Origin of the sequence: Breznakiella homolactica (genome assembly GCF_016616095.2) — a bacterium.
In the GTDB taxonomy this organism is placed as follows: domain Bacteria; phylum Spirochaetota; class Spirochaetia; order Treponematales; family Breznakiellaceae; genus Breznakiella; species Breznakiella homolactica.
In genome coordinates this window covers 1,114,083-1,126,670 of sequence record NZ_CP067089.2, presented here as the reverse complement: position 1 = coordinate 1,126,670, position 12,588 = coordinate 1,114,083, and the positions used below count along the sequence as shown (strand labels likewise).

Genomic DNA, 12,588 nt, shown 5'->3' with positions numbered 1-12,588 from the left:
TTACAGGCCTTCAAAGGCTCTGTCGAGTAATGGTTGTTCCGGCGGTTTCGTAAACATTGAAACCGCCGGTACTACCCCGAAGGGTATGATAATCGCCAGGGACGCCGCCAGGGGCGATTGGGCGGGTCCCAGGGCAAAGAAAAGGATAATTTCCGTAATCAGCCCCGAAATAAGTCCCGCGTAGGCCGCGGGTTTCGTGCACTTTTTCCAGAATAAACCGTAAATATACGGGGCCGCGAAGGCGCCGGATACGGCTCCCCAGCTCAGGGACATGAGGGTCACGATAAAGCTGAACTGGAACCGGGAAATAAGATATGAAATTACGATGAATACCGCGGACAGAAAACGCATCAGGGCAACGGAGCGGTCCTTCCCGGTTTTTTCGTCAATCTGAATCGGTATGAGATCGATGGCTACGGCGGAAGATGAAACCAGCACCAGGGACGACAGGGTCGACATGGACGCGGAAAGCACCAGGAGCATAATCAGCGCCATGAGCGCTTCCGGGAGATGTTCCGTGAGCAGCGTGGGAACGATCAGGTCGTAGAGTATCTGCCCGGACGCGTCCCGGGGGATCGTTTCCAGGGTAAAAAATACGTGGGATGAAATACCCACCAGATAGGCGGAGAAGCCGATCACCGCCGCGAAGATGGTGGTTACCACCGCGGCTTTGGGGATGACCCGTTCATTCCTGATGGCGTAGAATTTCTGGGCCATCTGGGGCAGCCCCCATGTCCCGAAACTGGTCATGAAAACCAGGGATCCGATGGTCAGAATGCTCGGGCGCTGGGATTCGGGAATATGAAGGGGGTAATTTTCACGGATCCCCTCAATTACCGCGGTAAATCCGCCGCCTTTGCCGAAGAGGACCGCCACCATGGCTATGGCCCCGAAGAACATGATCATTCCCTGGATAAAGTCCGTCACCGCTACGGCGAAGTATCCCCCCAGGATAAGGTATACCCCGGTAAAGGCAATCATGAGGATAAGCGCCAGATCGTAGGATATTCCGAAGACCGTTTCGAAAAGATGGCCCAGGCCTTTGAATACCGAGGCGGAATAGGGCAGGAGAAAGAAAAATATTACCGTTGCGGCTATTGGTTTGAGGTGGCTCGCGCCGTACCGCTTCTGAAGGAATTCCGGCATGGTCATGGTGTCGAGGTTCTGGGTCATCCGGCGGGTCCGCCGGGCAAGGATAAGCCACGCTCCCAGGGCGCCGATAACCGCGTTTCCCAGGGCAATCCACAGCGCGTTGAGCCCGAACTGCCATCCCTGGGTCCCGGCGAAACCGATAAAGAGCACCGCCGAAAAATACGAGGTACCGTAGGCGACCGCGGAAACCCAGGGACCCATATTCCGGCCGCCCAGAAAGAAATCGCCCAGGGTCTTGGTTTTCCGCATACCCCAGATTCCGATCCCGATCATGAGCGCAAAAAAGATTGACAGAAAAACAATACCGATCAAAGAGGATCTCCTTTACCCAGGGAAAGTTTGTGAGATTTTAGCAGAATACCGGTATTTTGACCAGACTGGCAAAGCATATTTATACGGTTTTTATACAATACTGAAAAAAGCACAGCAGCATGGGGATGCCAATTCCGCGGGGCCTGTCGTATGAAAACAATATCCGCGGAGCGGTATTGCTTTTCATACGACACCCGGCGCTGCTTTGCCGCACCATGCTGCTGTGCTTTTTCTGTGGGGGGGCTGGGTGAGGGAAGACCATCCCGGGATAGGGTGCGGCCGGGCAGCTGTCGGCTCCGGCATCACACCACCCCGGAAAGGCAGCCGAACCGGGGAACCAGAAGTGGGGGCAGCGGAAGACCCGCGAAGCGGGGCTGCAGCGAGGGGGAGCAGCCCCGGTTGACCGGGCCGCACCGGGCCGGTTAAGCCGGAAAGCACCCGCAGAACCATTACACACGGGTGCTTTCCGGATTGTCAGTCCCGGCGCTCCCCCTCTGACTCGACTGTTGCGGGATAATAGGCTATAGTATACGGGAAGGAGTACCTATGAATATCGGGATCTTCAGTGATACCTATGTACCCCAGGTCAACGGCGTCGTAACGGTTATCAGAACCCTTAAAAAGGAACTGGAAAACCGCGGCCACCGGGTCTATGTGTTTACCGTCCGCCATCCCAATGCGGTCCCCGAGGAAGGCGTAATCCGGCTCAAATCGATCCAGTTTCCCAATGAGCCCCAGCACCGGATCGGTGTCTTTTTTGAAAAGCAGGTTCTGGATGCCGCCAAACCCCTGAATCTCGATATCATCCATACCCATTCGGAATTCAGCCTGTATATGGCTTCCCGGGCGGTCAGCAGAAAACTGGGAATTCCTTCTATCCATACCCTGCATACCTACTACGATGACTATCTGTATTACGTTCCCCTGATAAAGCCTTTTCTTAAAAACAACCTTCCGGCGTTCCTCCGCCATATTCTGCGGAGCCAGCGCTGCGTTATCGCGCCGTCCCGGAAAATAAAGGATTATCTGGCGGGGATTAAATATCCCCGGCCGGTCAGGGTCGTGCCCAACGGCATAGATCTGTCCCAGTTCTACGAACGGTCCCATGAGCTCAGCAAGGACGCGCTGGAAATCAGGCAGCGGTTCCGTATCGCCGACGACGCCGACCTCATCGTGTTCGTAGGACGGCTGGCGGTGGAAAAAAACGTATACACCCTAATGAATAATTTCAAGGAAATCCGGGAGCGGTGCCCCAAGGCGCACCTGGTAATGGTCGGCGACGGCCCCGACCGGCGGGCCCTGCAGAACCACGCCTATGAACTGGGAATCCATACCTCGGTGGTTTTTACCGGGTATCTCCAATGGCCTGAGGAAATCAAACAGATCTACGCCGCGGCGGATATGTTTATGAGCGCCTCCCACAGTGAGGTGCATCCCATTACCTTTATTGAATCCATGGCGTCGGGCCTTCCCATTGTTGCCGCCGCTGACCCGAGTATACAGGATATGGTGCTTAACGGGGAAAACGGGTTTGCCGTGGAGGATGATACGAAGATGTGGGAAAAAGCCGTGGAGATCCTCTCCAATCCGCAGCTCAAGGAAACCATGGGCAGGCGGTCCGAGGAAATTTCCCGGAATTACTCGGTGGAGCGGTTTATCGATTCCATGGTCGCGGTCTACGAAGAATACCGGAAATGAGCGGCCCATCCGAAGCGGAAACCTTCGCCGGCATGGGGGTCACGCCGTTTTTTATTCAGCGCCTCGGGGAACGGCAGATCGCGGTTCCCACGGAGATTCAGCGGCTGGTGATTCCCGAACTGGCCGCCGGCCGGGACGTGCTCTTTTCATCCGCCACGGGCACCGGAAAAACCTTCGCCTACCTTGTCCCCATACTCCAGCGTCTCGCGGAAAACCCGCGGTCCGGTCAGGGACCGGAAGTGCTCGTCTGCGCCCCCACGTATGAATTATGTTCCCAGATAAAGAAGGAATCTGATTTTCTGCTTAACGGGACCGGCATCAAGACCGGCCTGCTTATCGGTTCCGCAAATACCGGCCGCCAGATCGAAACCCTGAAAAAAGACAAACCCCGGATCGTGGTGGGCAACCCCGGACGGATTCTCCAGCTCGCCCGTATGGGAAAACTGAAGCTCCGGGGGGTTGTCTGTTTCATCATGGATGAAGCGGACCGGCTCGTTGCGGATGAACTCTGCGGGGAGGTTTCCGAATTGGCGGGGCTCCTGCCGAAGGAACGGATAACCGCCGCGTGCTCCGCCACCATACCGCAGAAAGCCCGGGACCGGCTGCTGCCGTTTTTCACGGCTCCGCCGCTGGAAAAAGAAACCTCCCGGCAGGAAATAGTCCGGGAGTATATTGAGCATTGGGCGTTTTTCAGTGAGGGGCGGAAAAAGATAGATACCCTCCGGTCCCTGCTCAGCGCGGTAAAACCCAGGAAAGCCCTGGTGTTTATCGATGATACCAGTAAGATCGGCACCGTGGTTTCCAAGCTCCAGCATCACGGGGTCGCCGCCGGCGGACTCTACGGGGGCATGGACCGGAAGGACCGGAAACAGACCATGGATGATTTCCGCAAAGGCAGTATACAGGTCCTGGTAACCAGCGACCTGTCCGCCCGGGGGCTGGATATTCCCGGTATAACCCACATTATCGCCCTGGATGTTCCCAGGACCGCCGAAGCCTACATCCACCGGGCCGGCAGGACCGCCCGGGCCGGCAAGAAAGGTATTATGGCTACCATCGGGGATGAACTGGAGCTTCCGCGGCTGGCTTCTCTGGAAAAGAAAATGGGAATCGTGGTTTTTCCCAAGGTTCTGTACAAAGGGCAGGTTTGCTTCCCGGACAGCCCGGAGGAAGAGCGTCCTCCGGAAAACAGCCGGCATCCCGGATCAAAGGACGGAAAAAAGCGCCGGCCCCCGCAGGACAGCGCCGGAAAAGCCTAATAGAAATACGAGACCGCCAGGCCAGCCTCCGCTCCGATTCTGCGCTCGCCGCCGGAATGCTCATAGTTGTAAATAAAGGTCCCGCCGAGATACGCGGAAAGCTTTAGTCCCCGGAGTATTTCCCATTCCGCGTCCGCGGAAGCCTTAAAGGTGTTTTCCGCCGTACCGCTGGGGCTTCGCTGATTAACCGCATCTTCTCCTTTTGTCCAATCCCATGATACTCCGTGTTCGCCCTGGGATGAAAAGGACAGGCGGGCTCCCAGTTTTACCGGGGCCTTGTACACCGTGGCCCCCAAGGTTACGTGTAAGGCATCCCTGCCGTCGGGATAGCCGATCCAGGAGTAAACCGGATCCTTTGAGGTTAGATGGGACAGCCGCCGCATGGAAATAAAACTGGCGTAGGGGCTGGACAGCACATAGAGGTACGGATCGCCGTACATAAATTCCCCGAAAAATGAAGTTCTCCAGGTGTGAATATCCCGGACGTATTCAAGCCCGGCGAGCCATCCCAGGCCGTTGGGGCTGACCGAATCGGGCCAGTTTTTCCGTTCATAGGGGGTGGCGTAATCGTTCATAACAAACTGACCGTAGAGGGTCAGGGACGGCATAATTGCCCATTCCAGATCCAGCGACAGCATGGACCCCACCAGATCACCGTCGGTCTGGTCGTAATCGTTCCAGCCGAAGTAGGAATGGAACACCGCCAGGGGGCTCATAAACCGGAGTTCCGGCGGTGAGTTGCCGACCATAACGCCTTCGGATAACCCTATAGAGAGCCGCTCAAACAGCCTGACATCGATGCGGTGAAAATAGAGGTACCGCTGGGTGGTTCCCGTGGAATCATTCATATCCGGGTGGGTGAAGCCATCGGCGATGAGTCCTTTTAAGGCCATGGGAAACTGGGAAAGCAGGAATGTGTATTTAATATTCGACGAAAACAGGGAGATCCGGGCAAAGTCATAGTAATCCGGCGTATCGGATACCGCGAGGTTGCCGGTGATACCGCTCCCGAAGTCAAGCCGGTCCCGTCCGATCTGAAAATTCCACCAGGGGCCGCCGGCGGCCATAAACGCTTTAAAGGGCATGTTCAGGTCGATCCGTTCGGTTTCATAGGGCACATTGGTGCCCCAGTTGGTTCCGTTATCGTAAAATGAGGGATCACTCCGCAGCACCGGGACAATTGTACCGTACAGGCGTTCCCCGAAATACAGATCCACCGGCAGGCTGAGCACGGAGGAACTGGTTTTTTCCTTCTTCATCCACGGTATGTCGCTGTCGGACCGCCACCGGCCCTCGAGGGCCGCTTCACCGTGAACATCGAAACCGAAGAAGCCCGTCTGCAGAAGCGGTACCGGATTGACCGCCTGGAGAACGGACCGGTAGGCCTTTCTGCCGGATTCGGAAAGCCGGCCCTCGTCAATGCCTTCCAGAATCAGGAGAACTTCGTGTTTTGACAGGGGCGGCGTGAGGGAAGTAAAACTTTTTCCGCTTTCCCGGACCACAAAGCGGAGATCCTCCAGAACGGGATCCCCGGGGGAAATTACGGTATAAGGAGCCGGAAACAGACTTGCCGCGGCAAACAGTGCGATCCCGGCCAAACAGAGCATTCGCTTTTTCACCATTATCCGATTTTATCATAAGCCAATGGCAGACTCAATAAGCGGGGCGGATATCTGCAGTCTGCGGAAACCCTCAGCGCGGAAGCATTGAGGGCCCTGGTCCGGGATTGTGCTGGATTTTTTTTTGATTTTTAAAAGGAAGTTACTATTTATTTTTCCGGAAATCTCGAAAATAACGGCGGATACAGTATCATAGAGATGTAGTATATCAGAGAGGGGATTACTATGCTGAAAACCGCCGAAAAAACAAAACTGGAAGATATATTTGATTTCGCCTACCTTCAGAATATTCAGGACAATTTTTCCCGGGTTGTAAAGCTGTCGCTGCTTATGCTCGACAGCGACGGAATACCGGTAACGGAAAGTTCAAACCGTTCCCTGTTCTGCGTGATGATGAGCAGGCCCTCGTGGGGGCAGGATATTTGCCGGGAAACAAAGCAGAATCTTATCGGCGTAATCAGAAAAACCCGGAAACCCGCTGCCCTGACTTGCCCGCTGACGGGATTAAAAACCGGAGCCGTGCCGATTTTTATCAACGGGCAGTATCTCGGCTGCTGGCTTTTGGGGCAGGTCCGGATTGAAGGGGTGGAAAATTCCCGTTTTCTTGAAGCCGCGGAAAAGGCGGGCTTTAACCGGGAAGAGGCCGGCGAGGCTCTGGAGCATATACCGTTTTTTACGGAACGGGAATTTTACGACTGTGTTGATTTCCTGAAAATAATAATGGACGAAATGATCAAGGTTGCGGAAGCTTCGGAAAATATTAGAGTCCAGAATGAAAAGCTCGTGAATCTGTCAAACAAAATACAGAATTCCTCAAACGCCTTCAGGACCATGGTTGACCTGTCCGATGTGGGGCTGTATGTAACGGATTTCTATTCCGGCGAAATTATTCTGTGCAACAATACCTATGCCAGTACCATCGGCTTAACCTGCAAGGAAGCCAACGGAAAAATATGCTATTCCATGCTCGGCTATGACAGTCCCTGTCCGTTCTGTCCCGCCGAGTATCTTCTTGATGAGAACGGTGAACCGGGGAAACCCCATGTCTGGGAGAATTACGTTCCGAAATTCAATAAATGGCTCCGGCTCTCGGACCGGGCGCTGCGCTGGACCGACGGCCGGCTGGTGCATATGTGTACGTATATCGACATCACGGAAAGAAAAAAACTTGAAGAAGAGATTTCGTACCTGGCCTATTACGACCAGCGCCTTAAGATCCCCAACGCCCTGCGGCTGTTCCAGGATATTCAGGAACATACCAGTGAAAACTATTACCTGATCTGTTTCGATATCAAGGACCTTCATAGGATAAACGAGGTTTATTCCCGGGATGTAGGGGATCTGCTGGTAGAATCCGTGGTTTCCTGGATACAGTATTTCAATATTAACAATGAATTCCGGATCTACCGTATGGGCGGAAAATCCTTTGGTGTGTACATCCAGAAAGAATCCCCCGCGGATGTCCGTGCCTTTGCGCGGAGAATTTCCGACCGTTTCACGGAACCCTGGCACGTTGAGCTGGGAAGCATGAATCAGAATATTTTTATTGAAATTGCCATCGGGGTGTTTCCCTGCGGCAAACCCTTTGAAAGTTATTCCGAACTGGTCAATGTTTTTGAACGGATCATGGTGCTGGCCCACCGGAATCCCGATATCCTCTGGTACGATGAGGATATGAGCAGCACCCTCCAGACCCAGCTCCGGATGGAACTGCTTCTCAAGGATTGTGTCCTCAACAGCATGGAGGGATTTTCCCTCAACTACCAGCCCCTGGCGGACCCCCGCACCGGAACCTGGTGCGGATTGGAGGTCCTCTGCCGCTGGACCATGCCGGGAGGCGGCCCGGTTCCCCCGGATGTTTTTATCCGCCAGGCGGAACAGATGGGGCTCATAGGTCTGATCGGGGAATGGACCCTTAGGGAGTCCTTAGCGCAGGTGAAAAAATGGGGCTTGGACACTCTGGAATCCTTCAAGCTGCACGTTAATCTTTCTCCTATCCAGCTGAACAGCCACAATTTGTGCAAGCACCTCATAGCCCTTATCCATGAGCAGGAATACCCGCCGGAAAAGCTGTCCCTGGAAATTACCGAAAGCGCGGAGGTTACCTTTAACGATTACACCCTGGAATCCCTGGATCTCTTCTGCAAAGCCGGGATCAGCCTTTCCCTGGATGATTTCGGAACAGGGTACGCCTCGTTTTCCAATCTCCGGAACCTTCCGGTGACCGAGGTTAAGGCGGACCGGTCCTTTATCACCACCATCGAAACCGATGCGTACCTGCAGCAGATGATCTACATACTGGTGGAATTCGCCCACGGCGCGGGGCTTAAGATCGTGGCCGAGGGGGTGGAAAACAGCGAACAGATGGACATACTGTTAAAAAACAGGGTCGATTTTTTTCAGGGGTATCTTTTCTCAAAACCCCTTTCCCCGGAGGATCTGTCCGGAAAGCTCCATAATTTTTACAGCTCCGAGGGGGTTTTCCCGGTCCGTACGGTTAATCCGGTGGATATGGAACTGATGAAAACCCCCGAAGGGACCTATATCACCACTCCCCATCTTTCCAGGCTTCTCAACTACAGCCTGCATTATTTTACCAATGAGCTCGATTTGGCTAAAGCCCTCGATATGGTACTGAGCCGGGTGGGCGAGGAATTCCGGGTGAGCCGGGGGTATGTATTTGCCCTGACCGGCGCCTCCAGGGCGCTGAAAATAAGCGAGTGGCTGGCTCCGGGGGTAGAAACCCGGCTCGAACGGGGCAGCGAAGTTACGCTTTCCGATGACTGGCTTTCGGCCCTGCGGAACCAGGGCATCATTCTCAGTTCGGATATGCGGTATTTCTCAGAAAAATTCAGGGATAAGTTCGCCCGGCGGGATGTAAATTCCATTGTGGTGCTTCCCCTCTGGGGACTCGGCGCGTTGACCGGCTTTATGGGTTTTGAAGTGGCCAGCCCCGGGAAACGGGATTGGTTCCCCGAGGAAGTGGAGATGCTGTACCATCTGGGCCTGTTCGTTTCCTGGGCGCTGCGGGAGGAAAGCCTTTTTCTAAAATTCAAAGATGCCAAAATCCGGCTGGGAGAAGAGGATTCTATATTCCCCGAAGGAACCGTGCCGCTGTAGGGTTTACTGGGCTGCCGCGCTGCCCGCCTGTTCCGCGGGAGGGTACACGATGACCTTATCAATACGGTTGCCGTCCATATCCACGATCTTAAACCGGAACCCGTTCCACTCGTAGACTTCCCCGGTCTTGGGTATCTTTTCCGCGAGTTCCAGGATAAATCCCGCCAGGGTATGGTATTCATGGTGTTCTCCCAGCATATCCTCGATGCAGAGGGTTTCCGCGAGGTCATCGATGTTTACCACCCCGTCTACCAGATAGGTACCGTCATCCTGCAGGAGGATTTCCTCCTCGTCATTGTCCGTTGAAAGCTCCCCGACAATCTCTTCCACAAGGTCCCGTACGGAGAGGGTCCCGGCAAAACCGCCGTATTCGTCCATAATAAACAGAATGTCCGCGTCGCCTTTTTTAAAGGACTCAAAAGCCTTGAGGGCGGACATGGTTTCCGGTATAAAGGGCGGGGACTTCATGATGGCCTTGAGTCCATTCCACCGGTTGTCCAGGAGGGCAAGCAGTATGTCCTCCACCAGGACAACCCCGACAACATTATCCAGGCTTTCGGTGGCCACGGGAAAATACCGCTGGTCAGCGGATTCCCTGGCGAGTTCCTTGGCTTCATCCGCGCCGGCGTTGATGTTAAGCCATTCAATCTCCGACCGGTGGGTCATGAAGGCGCTGACAGGGCGGTCGCCGAGGTAGAATACCCCTTCAACCATGGTCCGCTCCTCGCTTTCGACAATACCGGATTTTTCACCCTCAATCAGGGCCGTGCGGAGTTCATCCTCGGTCATAGCCGACGGGGTATCGTTTATCCTGAACAGCCTCAGGATCAGGCCGCTGATCCCGGTAAGGATAAATACCAGGGGTTTGAAGAAGACCGCCAGTGCCGAAAGAATCGGCGCGAGGCGGGAGGCTATCTTTTCGGGATTCGCCAATGCAATTTTCTTGGGGACCATTTCACCGAAGACCGTGTACAGCAGGGTTATGCCCGCAATGATGATTACACAGGCGGCAGTTAAATCGTAGGATCCGAACAGTCCGCGGCGGGCAAAATACCCCGCCAGGGGTTCCGCCAGCATGATGGCTCCCAGCGCTCCGGATACGATACCCAGCAGGGTTATACATACCTGAATCGCCGAAAGAAAGGGCCCGGGCCGTTCAATCAGGGCCAGGATTTTACGGTATTGTTTTTCTCCGCCCTCGAATTTCGATCTGATCCGGGATTTGCGGGAAGACAGGACCGCGGCTTCCGCGAGGGAAAAAAAACCGCCCAGGATAATTAAGCCAAGGATAATAAGAATGCCGGATAACGGGGGGTCGTCGGTGTTCATTGTACTGTGATCTCCTCACGGGTGAGCGGTCTGGTTATGTGAATACCGTCCTTGTTCGTCTGAAGGGTTTTGTTTTTTCCGTCCGGGGTCAGCTCCCCGAAAACCTGGACCACCGGGAACCGGGGATTTTCGGGATTAACATCCACAACCTGGCCTTTCCGGTTGTTTGACAGGAGTACGTAAAGGCCTATGGGATAAATTGAAAGGGAATAAACCAGAGCCCGGACGATGGTATCGTCGTACTGCTTGCCTTCGTTTTTAAGGAGGTCAAGCATACCCGTGTATCCGTCTTTGGCGTCCTTGTGGGGCCGGGTACTGGTGACCGCTTCATAGGAACATGCCACGGCAATGATTTTCGCGTACAGACTGATTTTATCCCCCGTCAGTTTCTGGGGATAACCGGAACCGTTTTCCCGTTCGTGGTGTTCCAGGGCGGCTATACAGATAGTCAGGGGAAAATCCGCCGCCTTGAGGATATTGTATGAAAGCACCGGGTGGGTGAGGATCGCCTTTTTTTCCTGGGGCGACAGCGGCCGCTTGCTGAGGTATACCTGGGGGGGAAGCTTCAGCATGCCCACTTCATGGAGCAGGGCGGCGACCCCCAGCTCAATAAGCCTGTGGGTGGGCATTTTCAGCTGCTGCCCGATAACAATGGCAATGATCGTTGATTTTACCGTATGGGACGCCAGGTAATTGTTTTCCGACGCCGGAAGGGCCATTTTTTCCGACCGGAACAGGAACCGGCGGTCTTCCTTGATGATTTCCACCACCCCTTTTATCTTTTCCGCCACATCCTTAAAGTAAAAATCCTCGTTCATCGCAACTTTGGTGAACAGTTTTTCCGTATAATTCTGAAAGCTCTTTATGAATTCCTCGGCTTTGCGGATGTGGTCGCCGTCGCTCAGTACCGATGTGTCCGCTCCTTCGCCGAGGATTTCATCGGCTTCATCCACATCATCGGAGAAATACTCCTCCCGGGGTTCCCCTTCACTGAAGACTTCCCGGAATTCCCAATCCAGGAGGGTGCGGACTGTTTCCGCCGTAAAGGGTGTTTCCGGAGTTGCCAAAATTAACTGGCTGTCCAGGTATACGGGTTTGGAAAAAAAACTCCCCGCCGGTATATCCTTAACAGAAAAATTCTTCATTCAATAGTCCTCTGCTGACCGTCAATACTCGTTGACTCGTTAATTCCTTTCATCATATCATGAATTTCGGTAAGTATAGGAGAGATTGCGCGTGAAATTCAAATCTATTTTCATCATATTCAATATAATAATACTAATTTTCCTTGTTATTGTGTTCCTTATGCCTTATTTTGTCCTGGGTCCCGACTTTGCCCAATCGTTCTGGCATTCGAGCTGGCCCATGATCGCGGTGCTGCTGCTGATTCTCATAGGTCTCAACATATTCTATTTTATCAACAAAAAGCTGTTTTATCTATTGGAACGTGAAGATTGGCCCGCTTTGGTGCAGTATCTGGAAGGAAAAATCCTCAGGGACGGCCATTATTCATCCCGGCTGGTTAAGCTGCTGGCCAATACCTATATGGTGCTTTCCGACCCTGTTTCGGTACTGTCCCTGGAAAATAAACTCAGCGTGGCCAAGCCGTCCCTGGTGGAGGCAAACGCCCTGATCTTCGGTGTGGCCAGAATCCTGAACAAGGACAGTTCCGGGGCGGCGCTCTTCTTTTCCCAGCACCTGGGATCGGCCGGAAAGGATGAATCCGACTGGATCCGGTGGTACCGGGGATTTTCCCAGCTCCTGAACCAGGAATACGGTCACGCGGCGGATGACTTTGTCCACCTGGTGCGGGAAGGGCGGGAGCCCCTGGTGATCGGCCTTTCCGCGTATTTCCTTTCCGAAACCCTTAAAAAGACGCTCCCGGCCCGGGCTGATGAGTGCATAAATACCGCCCGGGACGGCAGGGAACGGGTGCGGAAACATTTTTCCTCTCCCAGCGCCTGGAACAAGGAAGTTTCCAAAATGCAGAGTGAAATATACGTGGCTGTTATATCGAAATACGTCAGCCAGGCGGGAATTTGGCTGTACTCGTAGATGCCAGCCGCCGGGGCAAAAAAAAGACGGTGCGTCTGGACGTC

The 12,588-nt window shown here is 54.0% G+C and carries 8 protein-coding genes; 4 read left to right on the top strand and 4 right to left on the bottom strand.

Annotated features, from left to right (window positions below; all coding sequences use genetic code 11):
• Window positions 1-1,464 carry a sodium:solute symporter family protein gene (locus JFL75_RS05265; RefSeq protein WP_215625639.1) on the bottom strand — a complete coding sequence of 488 codons (1,464 nt, stop codon included), beginning with the start codon at window positions 1,462-1,464 and terminating at the stop codon, window positions 1-3.
• Window positions 1,465-2,010: 546 nt separating this feature from the next.
• Between JFL75_RS05265 and JFL75_RS05260 the strand changes: the two genes are divergently transcribed.
• Together JFL75_RS05260 and JFL75_RS05255 are read left to right on the top strand one after the other, a co-directional pair.
• Window positions 2,011-3,162: a glycosyltransferase family 4 protein gene (locus JFL75_RS05260; RefSeq protein WP_215625638.1), complete on the top strand. Its 1,152-nt coding sequence runs from the start codon at window positions 2,011-2,013 to the stop codon at window positions 3,160-3,162.
• Window positions 3,159-4,421, top strand: a complete 1,263-nt coding sequence (locus JFL75_RS05255) for a DEAD/DEAH box helicase (RefSeq protein WP_215625637.1) — start codon at window positions 3,159-3,161, stop codon at window positions 4,419-4,421. Before JFL75_RS05260 ends, JFL75_RS05255 begins: the two co-directional genes overlap by 4 nt.
• Here JFL75_RS05255 and JFL75_RS05250 read toward each other — a convergent pair.
• Entirely contained in the window at window positions 4,418-6,043 is a 1,626-nt protein-coding gene (locus JFL75_RS05250; RefSeq protein ID WP_215625636.1) for a capsule assembly Wzi family protein, read from the bottom strand. The two genes, JFL75_RS05255 and JFL75_RS05250, sit on opposite strands and share 4 nt — an antisense overlap.
• A gap of 222 nt (window positions 6,044-6,265) precedes the next feature.
• Between JFL75_RS05250 and JFL75_RS05245 the strand changes: the two genes are divergently transcribed.
• On the top strand, window positions 6,266-9,160 hold the full coding sequence (locus tag JFL75_RS05245) for an EAL domain-containing protein (protein WP_215625635.1): 2,895 nt from the start codon (window positions 6,266-6,268) through the stop codon (window positions 9,158-9,160).
• Between the two features lie 3 nt (window positions 9,161-9,163).
• Here the strand turns inward: JFL75_RS05245 and JFL75_RS05240 are convergent, their stop codons facing one another.
• Both JFL75_RS05240 and JFL75_RS05235 read right to left on the bottom strand, forming a co-directional pair.
• Entirely contained in the window at window positions 9,164-10,489 is a 1,326-nt protein-coding gene (locus JFL75_RS05240; RefSeq protein WP_215625634.1) for a hemolysin family protein, read from the bottom strand.
• On the bottom strand, window positions 10,486-11,634 hold the full coding sequence (locus tag JFL75_RS05235) for an HD-GYP domain-containing protein (protein ID WP_215625633.1): 1,149 nt from the start codon (window positions 11,632-11,634) through the stop codon (window positions 10,486-10,488). The genes JFL75_RS05240 and JFL75_RS05235 overlap by 4 nt, the downstream gene beginning before the upstream one ends.
• A 91-nt stretch (window positions 11,635-11,725) precedes the next feature.
• Between JFL75_RS05235 and JFL75_RS05230 the strand changes: the two genes are divergently transcribed.
• Window positions 11,726-12,544: a hypothetical protein gene (locus JFL75_RS05230; protein WP_215625632.1), complete on the top strand. Its 819-nt coding sequence runs from the start codon at window positions 11,726-11,728 to the stop codon at window positions 12,542-12,544.
• Window positions 12,545-12,588 lie beyond the last annotated feature (44 nt).

What these genes read in the sequence shown, in the direction of transcription:
- JFL75_RS05260 (WP_215625638.1), top strand. Translation starts at nt 2,011, where the DNA reads ATGAATATCGGGATCTTCAGTGATACCTATGTACCCCAGGTCAACGGC.
- JFL75_RS05255 (WP_215625637.1), top strand. Translation starts at nt 3,159, where the DNA reads ATGAGCGGCCCATCCGAAGCGGAAACCTTCGCCGGCATGGGGGTCACG.
- JFL75_RS05250 (WP_215625636.1), bottom strand. Translation starts at nt 6,043, where the DNA reads ATGGTGAAAAAGCGAATGCTCTGTTTGGCCGGGATCGCACTGTTTGCC.
- JFL75_RS05245 (WP_215625635.1), top strand. Translation starts at nt 6,266, where the DNA reads ATGCTGAAAACCGCCGAAAAAACAAAACTGGAAGATATATTTGATTTC.
- JFL75_RS05240 (WP_215625634.1), bottom strand. Translation starts at nt 10,489, where the DNA reads ATGAACACCGACGACCCCCCGTTATCCGGCATTCTTATTATCCTTGGC.
- JFL75_RS05235 (WP_215625633.1), bottom strand. Translation starts at nt 11,634, where the DNA reads ATGAAGAATTTTTCTGTTAAGGATATACCGGCGGGGAGTTTTTTTTCC.